This window comes from Arthrobacter sp. B2I5, from assembly GCF_030816735.1.
In the GTDB taxonomy this organism is placed as follows: domain Bacteria; phylum Actinomycetota; class Actinomycetes; order Actinomycetales; family Micrococcaceae; genus Arthrobacter.
Genome location: NZ_JAUSYF010000001.1, coordinates 445,526 through 465,186 on the forward strand (window position 1 = coordinate 445,526; position 19,661 = coordinate 465,186).

The 19,661-nt window shown below is 67.3% G+C and carries 15 protein-coding genes; 7 read left to right on the plus strand and 8 right to left on the minus strand.

The window, feature by feature from the left end:
- Positions 1-4 precede the first annotated feature (4 nt).
- Genes QFZ60_RS02100 through QFZ60_RS02115 form a run of 4 tightly spaced genes read right to left on the minus strand, consistent with a single transcriptional unit; the run spans position 5 to position 5,190 of the window.
- A complete protein-coding gene (locus QFZ60_RS02100) occupies positions 5-817 on the minus strand; it encodes a bifunctional allantoicase/(S)-ureidoglycine aminohydrolase (protein WP_307087714.1) in 813 nt (270 codons plus the stop codon).
- Positions 818-833: 16 nt separating this feature from the next.
- On the minus strand, positions 834-2,111 hold the full coding sequence (locus tag QFZ60_RS02105) for an aldolase (protein WP_307087716.1): 1,278 nt from the start codon (positions 2,109-2,111) through the stop codon (positions 834-836).
- Between the two features lie 3 nt (positions 2,112-2,114).
- A complete protein-coding gene (gene aceB, locus QFZ60_RS02110; protein WP_307087718.1) occupies positions 2,115-3,713 on the minus strand; it encodes a malate synthase A in 1,599 nt (532 codons plus the stop codon).
- 34 nt (positions 3,714-3,747) lie between these two features.
- A complete protein-coding gene (locus QFZ60_RS02115) occupies positions 3,748-5,190 on the minus strand; it encodes an NAD-dependent malic enzyme (RefSeq protein ID WP_307087720.1) in 1,443 nt (480 codons plus the stop codon).
- A gap of 221 nt (positions 5,191-5,411) precedes the next feature.
- Here QFZ60_RS02115 and QFZ60_RS02120 point away from each other — a divergent pair, with 221 nt between their 5' ends.
- Positions 5,412-6,167 carry an IclR family transcriptional regulator gene (locus QFZ60_RS02120; RefSeq protein ID WP_142029056.1) on the plus strand — a complete coding sequence of 252 codons (756 nt, stop codon included), beginning with the start codon at positions 5,412-5,414 and terminating at the stop codon, positions 6,165-6,167.
- Positions 6,168-6,278: 111 nt separating this feature from the next.
- Here QFZ60_RS02120 and QFZ60_RS02125 read toward each other — a convergent pair whose 3' ends face one another.
- Positions 6,279-7,784 (minus strand): nucleobase:cation symporter-2 family protein, encoded by a 1,506-nt coding sequence (locus QFZ60_RS02125; protein ID WP_307087722.1) that lies wholly within the window; start codon positions 7,782-7,784, stop codon positions 6,279-6,281.
- Positions 7,785-7,920: 136 nt separating this feature from the next.
- Positions 7,921-8,829 (minus strand): factor-independent urate hydroxylase, encoded by a 909-nt coding sequence (pucL, locus tag QFZ60_RS02130; protein ID WP_307087724.1) that lies wholly within the window; start codon positions 8,827-8,829, stop codon positions 7,921-7,923.
- A gap of 360 nt (positions 8,830-9,189) precedes the next feature.
- Between pucL and QFZ60_RS02135 the strand changes: the two genes are divergently transcribed.
- Entirely contained in the window at positions 9,190-9,360 is a 171-nt protein-coding gene (locus QFZ60_RS02135; protein WP_200831297.1) for a hypothetical protein, read from the plus strand.
- 16 nt (positions 9,361-9,376) lie between these two features.
- Here the strand turns inward: QFZ60_RS02135 and ligD are convergent, their stop codons facing one another.
- On the minus strand, positions 9,377-10,621 hold the full coding sequence (gene ligD / locus QFZ60_RS02140) for a non-homologous end-joining DNA ligase (RefSeq protein ID WP_307087726.1): 1,245 nt from the start codon (positions 10,619-10,621) through the stop codon (positions 9,377-9,379).
- A gap of 39 nt (positions 10,622-10,660) precedes the next feature.
- Positions 10,661-12,034 (minus strand): 8-oxoguanine deaminase, encoded by a 1,374-nt coding sequence (locus QFZ60_RS02145; RefSeq protein ID WP_307087728.1) that lies wholly within the window; start codon positions 12,032-12,034, stop codon positions 10,661-10,663.
- Positions 12,035-12,434: 400 nt separating this feature from the next.
- Between QFZ60_RS02145 and QFZ60_RS02150 the strand changes: the two genes are divergently transcribed.
- The 5 genes from QFZ60_RS02150 to QFZ60_RS02170 all read left to right on the plus strand — a co-directional run bounded on the left by QFZ60_RS02150 (position 12,435) and on the right by QFZ60_RS02170 (position 19,596).
- Positions 12,435-12,929: a nucleoside deaminase gene (locus QFZ60_RS02150; RefSeq protein ID WP_142029051.1), complete on the plus strand. Its 495-nt coding sequence runs from the start codon at positions 12,435-12,437 to the stop codon at positions 12,927-12,929.
- Positions 12,930-12,943: 14 nt separating this feature from the next.
- Positions 12,944-14,479 (plus strand): NCS2 family permease, encoded by a 1,536-nt coding sequence (locus tag QFZ60_RS02155; RefSeq protein ID WP_307087730.1) that lies wholly within the window; start codon positions 12,944-12,946, stop codon positions 14,477-14,479.
- A gap of 100 nt (positions 14,480-14,579) precedes the next feature.
- The gene (locus QFZ60_RS02160) at positions 14,580-15,821 is read left to right on the plus strand and encodes an XdhC family protein (RefSeq protein WP_307087731.1); all 1,242 of its coding nucleotides are present in this window, start codon (positions 14,580-14,582) and stop codon (positions 15,819-15,821) included.
- Positions 15,812-16,747 carry a xanthine dehydrogenase family protein subunit M gene (locus tag QFZ60_RS02165; protein ID WP_307087734.1) on the plus strand — a complete coding sequence of 312 codons (936 nt, stop codon included), beginning with the start codon at positions 15,812-15,814 and terminating at the stop codon, positions 16,745-16,747. The genes QFZ60_RS02160 and QFZ60_RS02165 overlap by 10 nt, the downstream gene beginning before the upstream one ends.
- Positions 16,748-16,749: 2 nt before the next feature.
- Complete coding sequence (locus QFZ60_RS02170) at positions 16,750-19,596, plus strand: molybdopterin-dependent oxidoreductase (RefSeq protein WP_307087736.1); 2,847 nt, start codon at positions 16,750-16,752, stop codon at positions 19,594-19,596.
- Positions 19,597-19,661 lie beyond the last annotated feature (65 nt).

The window sequence follows — 19,661 nt, forward strand, 5'->3', positions numbered from 1 at the left end:
GTGCTTAGGTGAGGCGCACCTGGCGGTTCATGTCCTTGTAGAGCAGGTAGCGGAATTCGCCCGGACCGCCGGCGTAGCAGGCCTGCGGGCAGAACGCGCGCAGCCACATGAAGTCGCCGGCCTCCACCTCAACCCAGTCGTTGTTCAGCAGGTACATGGCCTTGCCCTCAAGGACGTACAGGCCGTGTTCCATCACATGGGTTTCCGGGAACGGGATGACGCCGCCCGGCTGGAAGGTCACGATGTTCACCTGCATGTCGTGGGCCAGGTCGTTGGAGTCCGTGAAGCGGGTGGTCTTCCAGACGTCGTTGGTGTCCGGCATGGACGTGGGTTCCACGTCCTTTTCATTGGTGACGAAGGACTTGGCCTCGTACCCTTCGAGGCGCTCATAGGCCTTGCGGATCCAGTGGAAGGACACGACGTCGTCCGAAACGTTTTCCAGGCCCCACTCCGATCCGGCCGCAAGGTAGGCGTAGCCGCCTTCCTCCAGCTGGTGCAGCTCGCCGTCGAGGGTGAGGTTGACCTTGCCGCGGGTCACGAAGATGACGCCTTCCACCCCGGCCTCGAACTCGGCCTTGGGCGCGCCGCCGCCGGGGCCGATCTCCACGATCAGCTGCGAGAACGTGGTGGCGAAGCCCGAGATGGGCCGGGCGATGATCCAGGAGCGCGTGTTCACAAAGCCCGGCAGGTTGGACGTGACGATGTCCGTCATGACGCCCTTCGGGATCACCGTGTACGCCTCGGTGACGATGGCCCGCTCGGTGGTCAGGTGCGTCTGCGGCGGCAGCCCGCCGGTGGGGGAGTAGTACTTGCCCATGAAGAGAGATCCTTAACTACGAGTTGGAAGTGGTGGCGAGCCGCGGGTGCGCCAGCCCGGTGAGCTGCGGAATTCCGACGCCGGCAAGCGCCTGGACTTCCTCGGCACCTACTGCGCCGCACTGGACGCCGCGCAGGACGAAGGCGGCCAGGGCGCGGGCCGTGGCGGGTTCGTCCATCACGCCGCCCTCGGTCCGCTCCACATAATTGCGGAGGCGGGCCGCGGCGGCCGGAAGGCCCTGCCGGTAGAAGGCATAGGTGGCGGCGAACCGGCTGGGCAGCTGGGCCGGGTGCAGATCCCAGCCCTGGTAAAAGCCGCGCTCCAGCGAACGCCGGACCAGCCGGCCGTGCAGCTGCCACGCGTTCTCCACGTTGTCGCCCACCGGGATGATGTTGGTGGACCCGTCAGAGAGCCGGATGCCGGTTCCGGCCACGGCCAGCTGCATGACTTCCTTGGCGAAGTCGGCCACCGGGTGCTCCATGGACTGGTACTCGGCGGAAATCTGCAGTGATGCGGAGTAATCGTACGTGCCGTAGTGCAGCCCGCTGATCCGCCCGGGGACGGCGTGCGGCAGCTGTGCCACCGGCGAGGTTCCTTCCGGCCCCAGGATCAGCTGCGGGGTCTCCACCTGCACCTCAAAGCGCAGCCGCCCGGTGGGCAGGGAGTGGACTTCCTCCAACCGGGACACGGCGTAGTCCATGGCCCTGACCTGGGCCACGGTGCTCACCTTGGGTAGGGTCAGGACCAGGCCTTCGGGCAGTTCGCCCGCCGCGGCCAGGCCCGAAACGAACAGGTCCAGGGTCCGCAGCCCGCGGGCCCGGGTAGGCGCCTCGAAGCACTTGAACCGGATGCCGATGAACGGGGGAGCTGACCCAGCCGCGACTGCGGCGGCCACGGCGGATGCCGCGGCAACCGCTGCGACGTCCTCGGCGTCGTCGCCCCTGTCCCCGAACCCGTCCTCAAAATCCAGCCGCAGGTCCTCGATCGGTTCGCTGGCCAGCTTGGCTTCCACGCGGGGGGCAACGGCCTCCGCCAGCGCCGCGTCCTGGCCCAGCAGCGCGCCGAGCTTCTCCAGGCCGCCGTGGGCGTTGGCCGTGGCCAGCGCTTGGGCGCCCCAGTCGGCAGTGAACGACGCAGTGAACCGGTCCGCGGGCACATACACCGTGTGGACCGGCTGGCGTGAGCCGTCGTCGCCCGGGTAGTTCTGCTCCAGCAGCCGGTCCGTGGCGGCCAGCTGCCCGTCGATGGCCGCCACGTCTCCGGCGGTCAGTGACGTTTTGGGTGATGCTGCCATGCCTCAGCCCACCAGTTCGTAGGCCGGGGTGGTGAGGAAGTCGGTGTAGTCCTCGGACAGGCAGATGTCCGCGATCAGTTCGCTGGCCGGCTGGTAGTAGCGGCGGAAGGCCTCGTCACCGAACTCGGTGCGGAGCCGCTCGGTCTCCTCGGCCAGGATCCGCTCCACCAGTTCCTTGGTCACGGTGTTGCCGGTGTCCGCGAGCACGGACTTGTTGCGGATCTGCTGCCACACCTGCGAGCGGGAGATTTCCGCGGTGGCGGCGTCCTCCATCAGGTTGTGGATGGCTACCGCGCCGTTTCCGGAGAGCCAGACGGCCGTGTAGGCAACCGCCACGTAGAGGTTCAGGCGGAGGCCGGCCTCGGTGACCTGGCCGTCGGCGGAGGAGACATCCAGCAGCTGCTCCGCCGTGACGTTGACCTCCGGGCGCTGCTTGTCCACCTGGTTGGGCTTGTCGCCGAGCACCGAGTCAAAAACCTCGCGGCAGGTGGGCACCAGGTCCGGGTGCGCCACCCAGGACCCGTCGAACCCGTCGTTGGCCTCGCGGGTCTTGTCCGCGCGCACCTTTTCGAAGGCGGCTTCGGTGACTTCGGGGTGGCGGCGGTTGGGGATGACAGCAGCCATGCCGCCCATGGCGAAGGCGCCGCGCTTGTGGCAGGTCTTGACCAGGAGCTCGGTGTAGGCGCGCATGAAGGGCGCGGTCATCACCACGGAGGCGCGGTCCGGCAGGACGAATTCCTCGCCGGCATCACGGAAGTACTTGATGATGCTGAACAGGTAGTCCCAGCGGCCGGCGTTCAGGCCGGAGGCGTGGTCCCGGAGTTCATACAGGATCTCGTCCATTTCGAACGCGGCCGGAATGGTCTCGATCAGCACCGTGGCGCGGATGGTGCCCTGGTTCAGTCCCAGGAAGTCCTGGGCGAAGACGAACACGTCGTTCCACAGCCGGGCTTCGAGGTGGCTCTCCATCTTGGGCAGGTAGTAGTACGGGCCCTGCCCGTTGAGGACCAGCTGCTTGGCGATGTGGAAGAAGTGCAGGCCGAAGTCCACCAGCGCACCTACGGCGGGTTCGCCGTTGACCAGCAGGTGCTTCTCCTGCATGTGCCAGCCGCGGGGGCGGGCCACCACGACGGCGAGCGGCGCGTCGGTGCGGAGCCGGTACTCCTTGCCTTCGTCCGAGGTGTAGCTGAGGGTGCCCTGGGCGGCGTCACGGAGGTTCAGGATGGCATCGATGACGTTGGCCCAGGTGGGAGTACTGGCGTCTTCGAGGTCCGCCAGCCACACCTTCGCGCCGGAGTTCAGGGCATTGATGGCCATCTTTGCCGGTGAGGCAGGCCCGGTCATCTCCACCCGGCGGTCCTGCAAAGCCGCCGGTGCAGGCGCAACTTTCCAGTCGCCGTCGCGCACGTCCTGCGTCTCCGGCAGGAAGTCCAGCTTGCCGGTTTCAGCCACCCGCTGCCGCTTGGCGGCGCGGGCTGCCAGCAGCTCGTTGCGGGTGCCGGCGAACCGGGTGTGGAGCTCTTCGATGAAGGCCAGTGCCTTGGGCGTGAGGATTTCCTCTGCGCGGGCGATGGGCCGGGGATCTGTGACGGTGATGGCCATTTCTGGTCCTTTCCTTTGGCTGGAAGTCGGGCGGTCAGGCGGAGGCGAGTGCCGGCTCCGCTGCGGAATCGGCCGGTTCAGCCGTTGCAACGCGGGCTGACCGGGCGGCCGCGGCCACCGCTGCGGCAACGTCGGCAGCCACATGGGGATCGAAGACGCTGGGGATAATGTAGCTGGCATTGAGCTCATCGTCAGCCACGCGATTGGCAATGGCCTCCGCGGCGGCCACCAGCATGTCCGGCGTGATGTCCGAGGCTCCGGCATCCAACAGGCCGCGGAAGAAGCCCGGGAATGCCAGCACGTTGTTGATCTGGTTGGGGAAGTCGCTGCGGCCGGTGGCCACCACTGCCGCATGCCTGGACGCGATGACGGGGTCGATTTCCGGGGTGGGGTTAGCCATCGCAAAGACGATGGCGTTCTCCGCCATCGAGGCCACCTGTTCTTCGCCGATCACGTGCGGTGCGCTGACGCCGATAAACACGTCGGCGCCGTTGAGGGCGTCGTGCAGGGTTCCGGAGAAGCCCTCTTCGTTGGTGTTCGCGGCGATCCAGCTGCGGTGCTCGTCGTCGTACTTCTCTCCTGCGTGGATGGCGCCGGAGCGGCCGGCGGCGATGATGTGCCGCGCACCCTGGGCCTTGAGCAGCTGGATGATGGCGGAGCCGGCGGCGCCGACGCCGGAAACCACGATCTTCACGTCCTCCAGCTTCTTGTCCACCACGCGCAGCGCATTGACCAGGGCGGCGAGGGTGACAATGGCGGTGCCGTGCTGGTCATCGTGGAACACGGGGATGTCCAGCTCGTCGCGCAGCCGGTTCTCGATCTCGAAGCAGCGCGGGGCGGCGATGTCCTCCAGGTTGATGCCCCCGTAGACCGGTGCCATGGCCTTGGCGATCATGATGATTTCCTCGGTGTCCTGGGTGTCCAGGCAGACCGGCCAGGCGTCCACGTTGGCGAACTGCTTGAACAGCGCGGCCTTGCCTTCCATCACGGGGAGGGCGGCGGCAGGGCCGATGTTGCCCAGCCCCAGGACGGCCGAACCGTCGGTGAGGACGGCAATGGTGTTGCGCTTGACCGTGAGGTTGCGGGCTGCCGCGGGATCCTCGGCAATGGCCAGGCAGACGCGGGCGACGCCGGGAGTGTAGGCGCGGGAGAGGTCGTCCCGGTTCCGCAGGGCTACTTTGGGGACAACCTCGAGCTTGCCGCCGAGGTGCATCAGGAAGGTGCGGTCCGAGACGTGCTGGACCGTGACGCCGTCGAGTGCGTCCAGGGCGTCCTTGACGCGGGCGGCGTGGGCGTCGTCGGTGGTGTTGCAGGTGACGTCCACAACCAGGGTCTCGTGGTGGGATTCCGTGACGTCCAGGGCGGTGATGGCGGCGCCGGCAGCTCCCACGGCTGCGGCCAGTTCGCTGGTGGCGCTGAAGCTTGACGGTGCTTCCACGCGCAGGGTGATCGAATTTCCGGGGCTCGGGTTCGCCATTGAATGTCCTCCTGTTAGGGCCTTGGCCTGTTGCTGCTTCAAACCGAATGTTTTCGTATTATGGATATTATTATCTACTCTATGGAAACACAAGCCCTCGGATTGCGACCGGAGGCCCACGTCGCCGCGGAAACCTCTGTGCTGTATCTTGGGTGTTCTAAGCAATTCTTTTCACGATGCGGATAAGAGTTGTCGGATTCCGAGCCATAGGAGACAACGGAATGGCAGAAAAAGCCTCTGGTGGGGTGCAGTCGGTGGAGCGCGTCTTCGAACTGCTGGAGCTCATCACCGACGCCGGCGGTGACGTGACGCTCAGCGAGCTCTCGTCCTCCACGGACCTGCCATTGCCCACCATCCACAGGCTGCTCCGCACCCTGGTCTCGCTCGGCTACATCCGCCAGCTGCCCAACCGGCGCTACGCCCTGGGTCCCCGGCTCATCAGGCTGGGGGAGGGTGCCAACAAACAGCTCGGCGCCCTGGCCCAGCCGCAGCTGAAGGTCCTGGTGGACCGGCTGGGGGAGACCTCCAACATGGCCGTGCTGGACTCGGACATGGTGATCTACGTGGCCCAGGTTCCCTCGCTGCACTCCATGCGCATGTTCACCGAGGTGGGCCGGCGCGCCCATACCCATGCCACCGGCGTCGGAAAAGCCATCCTGGCCCAGCTCGACGACGACACTGTCCGCGGCATCGTGGCCCGCGCCGGAATGCCCACCCCCACTGCCAAGAGCATCGGCGACGTGGACGAACTCCTGGCCGACCTCAAGCTGATCCGCGAGCGCGGTTACTCCATCGACGAGGAAGAGCAGGAACTGGGTGTCCGCTGCTTCGCCATGGCCGTGCCCAACGCCCCCACCCCAAGTGCGATTTCCGTGTCCGGTCCGGTCTCCCGGGTGGACGAGGACTTCGCCGACAAGGCCGTGCCCGTCCTCCGCGAAGCGGCCGAGGCCATCTCCCGCGAGCTCAACCGCACCTGAGGCACTGACGCGGCCTCCCGCCGTCGTCCTTAACCCGCTTAACCCGCGAGATGGCAGTTCACAGCAATGTTCCCGGGGAACACTGCCGTGAACTGCCATCTCGCGTTGGGCCTAGTGCTCCGGCGCCTTCTCGGCTGACTTGACGGGCACTTCCTTGCCGTCGCAGTCGATGAGCCTGCCGTTTTCGAAGCGGTCGCCTTCGGCCAGGCAGCGGAGGTCCTCCGCGCGCACCAGCCGCTCGGTGCCGGCCACGAACACCGACTGGTTGTCCGAGTTGCCCGCCCGGAGGTGGTTGAACAGCAGGTTCAGGAGGATGGCCATCACGGCGGCGGAGCTGATGCCCGAGTGGAAGATGGTGCCAAACCAGGACGGGAACTTGTCGTAGAACGCGGGGGCGGCGATGGGGATCATGCCGAAGCCGATGGAGGCGGCCACCACGATCAGGTTCATGTTGTTCTTGTAGTCCACCTTGGACAGGGTCCGGATGCCGCTGGCCGCCACCGTGCCGAAGAGCACGACGCCGGCACCGCCGAGGACGGGCGTGGGCACCGCTGCGACCACCCGGCCAAGGACTGGCAGCAGGCCAAGGACCACCAGGATCACACCGCCGGCGCTGACCACGAACCGGCTCTTGACGCCGGTGATGGCCACCAGGCCCACGTTCTGGGCGAACGCGCTCTGAGTGAAGGAGTTGAAGAGCGGGGAGACGGCGCTGGAGAGCATGTCCGCCCGCAGGCCGTTGCCGATCCGCTTGGAGTCCACCTTGGTGCCCACGATCTCGCCCACGGCGATGATGTCCGCGGAGGTCTCCGTGAGGGTGACCAGGATGACGATCAGCATGGAGATGATGGCGGCAAGCTCAAACGTGGGCGGTCCGAAGGCGAAGGGAGTGGGGAACGCGACAATCTCGCCCTGGCCCACCTTGGAGAAGTCCGCCATGCCGAAGACGAAGGCGATCAGCGTGCCCAGGACCATGGCCAGCAGGATGGACAGCCTGGAGATGGCGGCGCTGCCCACTTTGCTCAGGAGCAGGACAATGCCCATGGTGGCTGCCGCCAGGCCGATGTTCGCAACGCTGCCGTAGTTGGGCGCCTTGCTGTTTCCGCCCATGGCCCAGTTGGCGGCAACCGGCATCAGGGTGAGGCCGATGGTGGTGATCACGGTGCCCGTGACCACGGGCGGGAAGAACCTGATGATCTTTGAGAACAACGGCGTGATCAGCAGGCCGATCAGGGAGGCTGCGATGACCGAACCGAAGACGGCCTGGATTCCCCCGCCGCCATGGACGATGGCCACCATGGTGGAGACTCCGGCGAAGGAGACGCCCTGGACCAGCGGCAGCTGCGAACCGAAGAAGGGGACGCCGACGGTCTGCAGGATGGTGGCCAGGCCGCCCACGAAAAGGCAGGCCGCGATGAGCAGGCCGATGTCCTGGGAGTTCATTCCCGCGGCTGCGCCGATGATCAGGGGAGGGGCAATGATGCCGCCGTACATGGTGAGGACGTGCTGGAAGCCGTAGGCAAACATGCTTCCGATCGGGAGGCGCTGGTCCTCGGGGCGGGAAGGCCGTGCACCTTTTTCGGCGGCTGCAGGGGCCAGTTTCTTCTTGGTGTTCATGGCAGACTTTCTTGGTTCATGGCAGACGTCATCGTCTGGCTAACTGGTGTCTGGCTAACAAGGTGAAAGCTGTGGGGGTGGCCCCGACGGGCCCAGCCATGTGGCTGGGGCCGCCGGGACCTGTGGGTGTTGTGCTTTAGCAGAAGCCGGCGATGCCGGACCAGGCGGCCGGGGCTGCCGCAGCGTCCTCGCGCTGGACGGTGGCCTCGATCAGGCCGTACGGGCGGTCTGCCGCGAAGAAGACCTCGTTGGGGTTGTCCAGGCCGAACGGTGAGAGGTCCACCAGGAAGTGGTGCTTGTTGGGCATGGAGAACTTGATCTCGTCGATTTCGCTGTGCGCCTCCAGCACCTTGGTGCCCATGTCGAACAGGGTCTGCTGCAGTGCGTGGGAGTACTTCTCGGTGAAACCTTCGAGCAGGAGGCCCTTGACGTCGTCGTAGCTCTTGTTGAAGTCCAGCGCGCTGAAGTCGGTGCCGGTCTTGAAGCGCCAGCGGGCCGAGACATCGGTGGCCAGGATGCGGTCGGTGGTCTCGGGCAGCGTGGTGTAGCGGTCCCGGGGGTAGCCCACAAAGCCGGACTGGGTGGATTTCAGGACGGTGAGGTCCTTCAGTCCGGAGATCAGGTGGCTGGTGGCGCCGTCACGGACCAGGACCGCGGTGCGGACTTCCTGGCCGTTGCGGACGAACGAGTGGTCGTGTTCGCTGCCGTGAGCCTGGATGCGGTTCCAGCCGTAGGACTCTGCTTCCCAGCGGCCGCCGGAGACCCAGTCGAAGCTGGAGGTGAAGTGCTCGCCGAGGCGCAGCAGGAACGCTTCCGGTGAGCCGATGCCGTCGCGGGCGAAGGCGTAGATGGTGTTCTTCTGGGTGTCGGTGGCCACCACGTGGGCGTTGTCGCCCTCGAGGTGGGCTGCGGCGAAGTCGCCCCGCAGCTGCGAGGTGACGTTCAGGTCTTCGATCTCGTGGCGGTTGGTGTCCCTGGTGATCTTGACGACGCGGACTTCTGCCTTGCCGTACTGGTTTTCGCCGAGGATGATCTTGCTGCTCATGGTCTGTTCCCAATCTCCGGTAAGTGGAACCAAGGTTCCATCACTGAAATTAAGCGCGCGTTTCGAGCGCGTTTCCGGTGGAGCCGACCCAACAAAAAAGAGCCGGCATCCATTGATGCCAGCTCATTACGACCCTGCCTGCTGCTCCCAGGTTACGTGACGTGCGCCACGAGTTGCCTAACAGCGTACCCCCGCAAGCCGGTGGTGTACATCACAGGATCAAAATTCATTTTGTGACTGCCGGGCGTCAAGGCCGGTATCAGGCTGGCATTGACGCCCGGCAAGCCACAATCTATTCTTTTCATATAGCAATAACTATTTTCCGAGATACGGAAACGCTATGTGGAACAGGAGGAGCAGATGAACCCCCAGGAACAGAACCAGGCAGTGGAATTTCCGGCGCCGGGCCAGGAGTTGTACCTGCCCTTCGGAGCCAGTGACCCGGATTTCTACATTCCCGCCGACCATGAGCGGCGGGCCGGAGGATTTTCCCGCTGGCTCCGCGCCCTTCCGGTCTTCGGCCGCCGCTGATCCAAACAGCAGCCAGTCAGGAGCCGGGTCCGCCGGGCCACTGCTTGCCGGCCCAGGGGTCATAGTCGGCGATGAGGTCCTCCTGGGGAGGCCGTTCAGCCTCGGGCACGTGCTGCAGGTTCACCCGCACCCGGTACCAGAGTGAGCTGGACCCGCGCATCCCGTCCACCAGGACATCGGCGGGCTGGAGGGCGGACACGACGGCGGCGTGGCGGGACTTCCATTCGTCGAGCGCCGCGAGCGCTTCGGGCTTGGTCCTGGTCCGGGCCACCTCGATGAGCGGCATCAGCGACTGGCGGCGTCCGGAACCGTTGCCGCTGCGCGGCGCCTTCTCCGCCGGCCCCAGCTTTTCGGCAAGGGCCAGGAGGCCGTCCAGCCTGCCAGCCGCGCCGTCAATGCCGGCATGCGGATCGCCGATCTCCGCGAACCGCTCCAGGACGGTGGGCACCGTGAACTGCTCCGGCCGGGCAGTGCGCACCTCTTCCCAGGTGAGCGGTGTAGAGACCCGGGCGTCAGGCAGGGGTCTGACGGAATAGGCGGAGGCCACCGTGCGGTCCTTGGCGTTCTGGTTGAAGTCCACGAACACGCTCTCGCCGCGCTCCTCCTTCCACCACCGTGCCGTGGCGAGGCCCGGGGCCCGGTTCTCCACTTCCCGGGCCAGCGTTTCGGCGGCGAGCCGGACGTCGCGGTAGGACCACTCCGGGGCAATGCGCGCCAGGATGTGCAGTCCCCGTGAACCGCTGGTCTTCGGCCATCCCACCAGCCCCACGTCGTCCAGGACCTCCTGCGCCACATAGGCCACGTCCACGATCTGGGACCAGTCCACGCCCGGCATGGGGTCCAGGTCCACCCGGAGTTCGTCCGGGTGCTCCAGGTCCTCGGCCCGGATCGGGTGCGGGTTCAGGTCCAGGCAGCCGAGGTTGATGACCCAGGCGAGGCCCGCGGCGTCGCGGATCACCGCTTCCTCGGCCGAAGTTCCGGACGCGTAGTGCAGCGTGGTGGTGTCGACGAAGGGCGGGTGGTTTTCCGGTACGCGCTTCTGGAAGAACGGCTCGGCGTCGATGCCCTTGGGAAACCGCTTAAGTACCATGGGCCGGCCGCCCGCACCCCGCAGCGCACCGTCCGCCACGGCCAGGTAGTACTGAACGAGGTCGAGCTTGGTCAGCCCCGGTTGGGGGAATACCACCTTGTCCGGGCTGGAGATCCGGACCTCAACACCCTCGATGTCCAGGATCTCGGCCGGCGTCTTTGACGGAGTCATGGCGCCACGCTAGCAGTTGGCCGGGAAAGCGTCAGCCGTTCAGCGCGAGCCACTCACCAGGCGCCGTGCCGCGGCTGAGTGTTCGGCAATCAACCCCGCCACGTCCAGTCCCGGGATCTGCCCGTCCATTACCCGCCACTGCCCGGCCACCATCACCCGGTCTGCCCGGTCCGCGGCGCACAGGAGGAGGGCGGCGATGGGATCGTGGCTGCCGGAGAAGCGCAGATCGTCCAGCTTGAACAGGGCGAGGTCGGCCTGCATCCCGGGTGCCAGCTGGCCCAGCCCCTTCCGGCCCAATACTGCCGCCGAGCCTCGTGTAGCCCAGCCGAGTGCCCGCTCCACCGGCACGTCCGCACCATAACGGAGGCGCTGCAGGTACAGGGCCTGCCGCGCCTCCAGGATCATGTTGGAGGCATCGTTCGACGCCGAGCCGTCAACCCCCAGCCCCACCGGCACTCCGGCGTCCTCCAGTTCCAGGACGCGTGCGGTACCCGAGGCCAGCCGCATGTTGGAGGTGGGGCAATGCGCGACGGCGGTCCCGGCCGAACCGAGGCGCGTGATCTCCGCGTCGCTGAAATGGATGCCGTGTCCCAGCCAGGTGCGGTCCGTCAGCCAGCCAACGCTGTTTAGGTAATCCACCGTCCGCAGCCCGAACATCTCCCGGCAGAAGTCCTCCTCGTCGAGGGTCTCTGCCAGGTGGGTGTGCAGCCGGACGTCCAGCCGCTCCGCCAGTGCCGCACTTTCGGCCATGATCTCCTTCGTCACCGAGAACGGTGAGCATGGCGCCAGGGCAATCTGGATCACCGCGTCTTCCCCGCGCTCGTGGTACCGGCCCACCAGGCGCTCGCTGTCAGCCAGCACCACCTCCGGAGCCTGCACCGTGGACTGCGGCGGCAGGCCGCCGTCGTCCGTTCCCAGCGTCATGGAGCCCCGGGTGAGCGTGGCCCTCATGCCCAGCCGGCGAACTGCCGCCACCTCAATGTCAATGGCATCCTCGAGGCCGGCGGGAAAAAGGTAGTGATGGTCGGCAGCGGTGGTGCAGCCGGAGAGCAGCAGCTCGGCGAGGGCCACGGTCGCGGCAAGTTCCAGGTCCTTTGGCGTGAGCCTGGCCCACACCGGATAAAGGTTCTGCAGCCACGGGAACAACGGCGCATTCGCCACCGGACCCCAGGCCCGGGTCAGGGTTTGGTAGAAGTGGTGGTGCGTGTTGATCAGGCCCGGCAGCAGTACGTGGCTTCCGGCGTCAAACGCCTCATCGCACGGCGCGGACGGCTGCTGCCCCGCTGCCAGGACCTCGGTAATGACGCCGCCACTGACCACCAGGCCACCTGCGGCATCGAGGGTGTTGGCGGTGAAAGCGGCCTGCGGATTCCTGATCCACAAACGGGTTGCGGGTGCGGTGGATTGCGTCATGGCTGTCCTTCTCTGAGCGCTGGTGGTTGTCAATCCAGCTCAGTGAGGCCCTGTCTGCTGATCCAGGTGCCCGCGGCCTGCGGGGCAGGACGGGTGGGATCAGCCTAGGAAAACGCCCCGCCGGCGTCAATGGGAGTCTTTGTGACTGCCCGCCCGGGCCCATCGTGAAGGCGCTGAAACATGGATTTCACATTACGAAATTAAATTTCCAGAAAACTATGGCGTGGCCCACACAGCGGTGCTAATCTCGATTCTGCCAAAGGCGGGCGCCCGAACCCGGGAAGCTATCTACCAGGCGCAACTTAACCTTCACAGCACATGCTGAAGCCTGGTAACCGTTCGCACCTGGTTCTACTGGTCCTGCGCAGCACCAGGCTTCCCGGCAAAAGGAAGTCGCATCATGAGTACCACCGTCACGGCCGAACAATTTTTGGCCCGCTCCATCCGGCTGGCAACGGCCAACGTCCTTAACAGCGGGGGCCCCTTCGGCGCCATGATCGTCACGGCGGACGGCCAAACGTTCGACGGCGTCAACCGCGTCACCGCCGACAATGATCCCACCGCACATGCCGAGGTCACCGCCATCCGCACCGCCTGCCGCGAGCTGGGCACCTTCGACCTCAGCGGCGCCACCCTCTACACCAGCTGCGAACCGTGCCCCATGTGCCTGGCCTCCGCGCTCTGGGCCCGGGTAGGGAGTGTTGTCTACGCAGCCGACCGCCACGACGCCGCCTCCGTCGGCTTCGACGACGCCGTCTTCTACGAATACTTCGAAAACCAGGACAGGGACTCCCTGATGCCGGTCTCCAAGCTGGAACTGGGCGATCCCCAGGCCCCGGCCCCGCTGGAGCCGTTCAACACCTGGAACACGCTCGAATCCAGGATCGACTACTAGGCCCGGCGGCTTCGATGACCATCCTGGACCATTCCCACGAGGAGCATCCGGCTCCAACCACCAGCACCTCCCGGCGGACGCCGCGCACTTCGGCACAGGGATCACAGACCCCCCAGCCGCCGGAATCCTTCCTGGACCGCTTCTTCCAGGTCACCCGGCGCGGCTCGACCCTTGCCCGCGAATTCCGCGGCGGCCTGGTCACCTTCTTCACCATGGCATACATCGTCATCCTGAACCCCCTCATCCTCGGCGGGTTCAGCGCGGACAACGCCCCCACCGACGTCGCCGGGGGCTGGCTGTCCGCCGCGCAGGTGGGTGCCGTCACCGGCCTCACCGCCGGCGTCATGACCATCCTCTTCGGCCTCATCGCCAACCTGCCGTTCGGGCTTGCCGCGGGGCTGGGCATTAACTCCTTCCTGGCCGTCTCGGTGATCCAGGAAGTCACCTGGGCCGAGGCCATGGGCCTGGTGGTGATCAACGGCATCCTGATTGTCCTCTTCGGTGTCACCGGCGCCCGGACCGCCATCTTCCGGGCGGTGCCCAAGGAACTCAAGGCCGCCATCACCGTCGGAATCGGCCTGTTCATCGCCTTCATCGGCTTCGTGGACTCCGGCTTTGTCCGGCCCACCGCGGGCGGCCCGCCTGTGCAGCTGGGCGACGGCGGCTCCATCACCTCGGTGCCCACGCTCGTGTTCGTCATCGGCCTCCTGGCCATGGGCATCCTGGTGGCCCGCAAGGTCCAGGGCGGCCTGCTCATCGGCATCGTCGGCACCACCGTGCTGGCCGCCGTCGTGGAAGCCATCCTGAAGCTGGGCCCGGCCAGCGCCACCAACCCGGGCGGCTGGCACCTGAACACCCCGGTCCTGTCCGGCCAGCTGGTTTCAGCGCCGGACCTTGGCCTGGTGGGCCAGTTCGACCTGTTCGGCTCGTTCGCCCGGATCGGCGGCCTGGCCGCCACCATGCTGGTGTTCACGCTGGTGTTCACCAACTTCTTCGACGCCATGGGTACCATGACCGGCCTGGCCCGGAGCGCCGGCGTGGCCCACAAGGACGGCACCTTCCCGCGACTGAAAGCGGCCTTCATCGTGGAAGGCTTCGGTGCCGTGGCGGGCGGGGCAACCTCGGGTTCCTCCAACACCGTGTACATCGACTCCGCGGCCGGCATCGGCGAAGGCGCCCGCACCGGCCTGGCCTCAGTGGTCACCGGCGTGCTGTTTCTCGGTTCCATGTTCCTCACGCCGCTCACCAGCGTGGTGCCGCTCGAGGTGGCAGCCGCCGCGCTGGTGGTGGTGGGCGCGATGATGATGGCCCAGATCCGCGAGATCAAGTTCACCAAGTTCACGGTGGCCCTGCCGGCATTCCTCACCATCGTCACCATGCCGCTGAGCTACTCGATCGCCAACGGCATCGGCGTCGGCTTCGTGAGCTGGGCCGTCATCGGGGCGGCCTCCGGCAAGGCGAAGAAGATCCATCCGCTGATGTGGGTGGTGAGCATCGGGTTCCTGGTGTACTTCGCGCGCGGACCGATCAACCACCTGCTGGGCGGCTGAGCGTTGCCCCAACCACCCAGGGGGCCGGGTCAACTCTTGGCCCGGCCCCCGGCAGGACCGACAATAGACACCACCGCCGCGCGGAAGAAGGAGTGCCGCCATGCTTGACCTGATCCCTTCGCTCGGCCCCTGGATGCCCCGGCTCGAAGGCCGGCGGTTCGCCGTGGCCACCGTCGTGGCCGCCTCCGGCTCCGTGCCCCGGCCAGTGGGCACCTCCATGCTGGTCACCGACTCCGGCGAGGTGCTGGGCAGCCTCTCCGGCGGCTGCGTGGAAGGCGCCGTGGTGACGCTCGCCCAGGAGGCAATGGACGACGACGCCACGCGCCTTGAGACCTTCGGCTTCAGCGCCGCCGACGCCTTCGCCGCCGGACTCACCTGCGGGGGACAGCTGGACATCCACATCCAGCCGGTGCCTGCCGCCAGGTTCGGAGAGGCAGGGCATCCGCTGCGCGCCGCCCTGCTGCGACTCGCCGAAACGGGCCCGGACCAACCCGTGGCCCTGGTACGGGTGCTGGGCAGCGCAGGAGGCGGCGCCGTCGTCCTTTCCGATCCCGCCACCTTCCGTCTGGCTGTCTCTCCGGAGTTGGCGTCGCTGCTGCACGGGGAACCCGCCGCCCACGTGGAATCCCTGGTGCGCAGCGGCGGCACGGGCCTGGTCCGGCTGGGCCAGCCGGGGGATTGTCCTCCGGACCGGACAGGCGACGGGCAGCCTTCCGGCGAGCCGGCCATCCTCGTGGAGTCCCGGCTCGCCCCGCCGCGGATGCTGGTGTTCGGCGCCAACGACTTCGGTGCGGCGCTGGTCCCGGCCGCCAAGCTGCTCGGCTACCACGTGACCCTCGTGGACGCCCGGCCGGCGTTTGCCGGGCAGCCCCGTTTCGCCGCCGCCGACCAGGTAGTGGCCGACTGGCCGCACCGGTACGTTGCGTCGGAGGCGGCCGCCGGCCGGACGGACCACCGAACCGTGGCCGCCGTCCTAACCCACGATCCCAAGTTCGATATCCCGCTGCTGGAAACCGCGCTTGCCCTGGACCTTGCCTACGTGGGCGCCATGGGCTCCCGCCGCAGCCACCTCCAGCGGGTTGCCGAACTCCTCAGCGCAGGCGTGCCGCCGGAGCGGATCGCGCAGCTGCACTCACCCATCGGGCTGGACCTCGGCGCCGTCACCCCCGCGGAAGTGGCGGTGTCCATCACCGCCGAAATCATCGCCGCCCGCAGCCGTGCGGCCAGTTGCCTGCCGCTGCGGGAAACGTCCGGCGCCATCCATCAACATCCCACGCATTCCCACCCCGCGCCCGCCCCGGCGCCCACAGACGTCGACAAGCAGGAGATCGCATGGACATGAACACCATTGAGGCGGTGGTCCGCACCACCGACCCCGCGGAATGGCGCGACGGCGACGCCTGGCTGGCCGGCGGGACGGTCCTTTTCTCCTACGGCAGCTACGCTTTCGGGCCGCAGCCGCTCAAACGGCTCCTGGACCTGGGCGCTGCAGGATGGACGCCCATCACGGTGACCGACGACGGCATCGAGCTCGCCGCCACCTGCACCATCGCCGAGCTGTACAGCCTTCCGGGCCTGCCGGATGTTTCGGGCCGCGGCTGGCCCGCGCTGGACCTGGTCCGGGCATGCTGCGACTCCTTCGTGGCCTCCTTCAAGGTGTGGAACATGTCCACGGTGGGCGGCAACCTCTGCACCTCGCTGCCCGCCGGACCGGTCATCTCCCTCTGCGCCGGGCTGGACGGCGTGGCCACCATCCTGACGCCAGGCGGCGGCAGCCGCACCCTCCCGGTGGCGGACTTCATCACCGGTGATGCCAGGAACGGCCTGGCACCAGGCGAGCTGCTCCGCAGCGTCCACCTCCCGGCGTCGGCCCTTTCCGCCCGCGTGGCCTTCCGCCGCCTGTCGCTGAGCAACCTGGGCAGGTCCGGGGTGCTGCTCATTGGAAGGCTCGACGGCGGGACCTCCCTGGTGCTGACGGTCACCGCCGCCACCAAGCGGCCCATGCAGCTCCGTTTCGACGCGCTGCCTGAGGCGGACCAGTTGACGACGGCCCTCGATGAGGCGATCCCTGCAGACCTTTACCACGACGACATCCACGGGCTTCCGGCCTGGCGCCGCGACATGACCTACCGGCTGGCCGAGGAAATCCGGGCCGAACTTGCAGCGCCGCAGGGAACGCCGGGACTGGCTGTGTCCGGGGACTTTTGGCCGCCGAGGACCGGCGGGATGCCGGGATCCGGGCGCACAACTCTTTCGAAAGGGGCCTGAGCATGGCCATCGAGATCAACGGAGCTTCCGCGGACGCCGCGCCCCGTCCAGGGCAGTGCCTGCGGACCTTCCTCCGGGAGCAGGGAAACCTCGGGGTGAAGAAGGGCTGCGACGGCGGCGACTGTGGAGCCTGCACCGTGCACGTGGACGGTACCCCGGTCCACAGCTGCATCTACCCGGCGGTCAGGGCAGAAGGGCACTCCGTCACCACTATCGAGGGGCTCGCCGCGGCCAACGGCGCTGACGGGAAGTTCCCCGGCGGGCAGCTTCACCCCGTGCAGCAGCAGTTCCTGGAGCGCCAGGGCTTCCAGTGCGGCTTCTGCACGGCCGGCATGGTGATGACTGCCGCCTCCTTCAGTGATGAACAGAAGGAGAACCTGCCGCGGAACCTCAAGGGCAACCTGTGCCGGTGCACCGGCTACCGCGCCATCGCGGACGCGGTTTGCGGGGATGCCGGCCATCCTGATCCCCAGGGGCCGGGCTCCGGCATCGCCGGGGAGGGGCAGCCGGACCCGGAAGCCGGCCGGCTGGGTGACGACGTCCCGGCACCGGCCAGCCGGGCAGTGGTCACCGGAACGGCCCGGTACACCCTGGACGTTCCGCAGGAGCAGCTGAAGGGCCTGCTGCACCTCAAGATCCTGCGGTCGCCACTTGCCCATGCCCGCGTGGTGTCCATCGACAAGGCCGCGGCGCTGAAGGTCCCCGGAGTAGTCGCCGTCTTCACCTCCGAGGATGCGCCCGAGCAACTGTTCTCCACGGCCCAGCACGAGTTGTTCACGGATGACCCCGACGATACCCGGGTGCTCGATGACGTGGTCCGATTCATCGGGCAGCGGGTTGCCGCCGTCGTGGCGGAATCAGTGGGCGCCGCGGAAGCAGGCGTCCGTGCCCTGCAGGTGGAGTATGAGGAACTCCCGGCCGTCCTCTCGCCGCAGCACGCACTGCTGCCCGGCGCGCCGTTGGTCCATGGGGACAAGGATGCTGCCCGCTCCCGGATTGCACGGCCTGAACGGAACGTGGTGGCGGAGCTGCATTCGGAGCTGGGAAGCGTGGCCGATGGCTTCGCCGCCGCAGACTTCATCCATGAACAGACCTACCAAACCCAGCGGGTGCAGCACGTGGCGCTGGAAACCCATGCCGCCATCGCCTCGGTGGACGCCGAGGGGCGGCTGCAGGTGCGCACGTCCAGCCAGGTACCGTTCCTGGTCCGCCGTACCCTGTGCCGGATTTTTGGCCTGGAAGAGGACAACGTCCACGTGGTGGCCGGGCGCGTGGGCGGTGGATTCGGCGGCAAGCAGGAAGTCCTCACCGAGGACCTCGTGGCGCTCGCGGCCCTGAAGCTGAAGCGGCCGGTCCAGCTGGAACTGACGCGCACCGAGCAGTTCATTGCCACCACCACCCGGCATCCGTTCACCATCAAGCTGAAGGCGGGGGCCAGCCAGTACGGGAAGCTGACGGCCCTGGAGCTGGACGTGGTGACCAACACCGGCGCCTACGGCAACCACGGTCCAGGGGTCATGTTCCACGGCTGCGGCGAATCGCTGGCGGTCTACAACTGCGCCAATAAAAAAGTGGACGCGCACTCGGTGTACACCAATACCGTGCCGGCCGGTGCTTTCCGCGGGTACGGGCTGAGCCAGATGATCTTCGCCATCGAGTCCGCCATGGATGAGCTGGCCGCCGGGATCGGCATGGATCCGCTCGAGTTCCGCCGGCTGAACATGGTCCGCGAGGGGGACCACATGCTGTCCACGCAGCCCGATCCGGAGGAGGACGTCCACTACGGCAGCTATGGGCTGGACCAGTGCCTGGACCTGGTCCGGGATGCGCTTGACCGCGGCAGCGAACGCTACCGGCAGGCGGGCCTTGACGATCTGGGGCCGGACTGGATGGTGGGCGAAGGCGCTGCCTTGTCCATGATCGACACTGTGCCGCCGCGAGGCCACTTTGCCCATTCCCGCCTGCGGCTCCTGACGGACGGGACGTACCAGGCCGACGTCGGAACCGCCGAATTCGGCAACGGCACCACCACGGTGCACGCCCAGCTTGCCGCCACCGCCCTCTCCACGCAGGCGTCCCGGGTGGCGGTGCGCCAATCGGACACCGACCTCGTGGAGCACGACACCGGCGCGTTCGGCTCAGCCGGCACCGTGGTGGCCGGCAAGGCCACCCTCGCAGCAGCGGAGGAACTGGCGGTCCGGATCCGGGCGTTCGCCGCCGGCATCCGGCAGACCCAGGCCTCCGCGTGCGTCCTCGACGGGGATTCCCTGGTGGTGGACGGGACTCCCGTGGCACTTTCGGGACTTGCGCAGGCGGCCGCGGAAGCCGGCGTCGAACTCACTGCCGAAGGGCGCTGGGGCGGGACGCCGCGCTCCGTCGCGTTCAACGTGCACGGCTTCCGGGTGGCGGTGAACCGCGGCACCGGCGAGCTGAAAATCCTGCAAAGCGTGCAGGCAGCCGACGCCGGGGTGGTGGTCAACCCGCGGCAGTGCCGCGGCCAGATCGAAGGCGGGATCGCGCAGGCCCTTGGTGCCACGCTGTACGAGGAAGTGGTGGTGGACGACGCCGGCAAGGTCACCACGGACATCCTCCGGCAGTACCACATTCCTACTTTTGCGGACGTGCCGCGCAGCGAGGTCTACTTCGCGGACACCAACGACAAGATGGGGCCGCTGGGGGCCAAGTCCATGAGCGAAAGCCCGTTCAACCCGGTGGCCCCGGCGCTCGCGAACGCCATCCGCAACGCCACCGGAGTTCGCTTCGCGTCCCTGCCCATTGCACGGGACCGGATCTACCTGGGGCTTAGAGAGGCGGGACTGGTGCCCAAGGTGGAGCACGTTCCGTCCTAGTGCGATGGGGTCACATCCTGCCTCAGAGGAGTTCGCAGCGGGGCGGATCTGACCGCGGGTTGCAT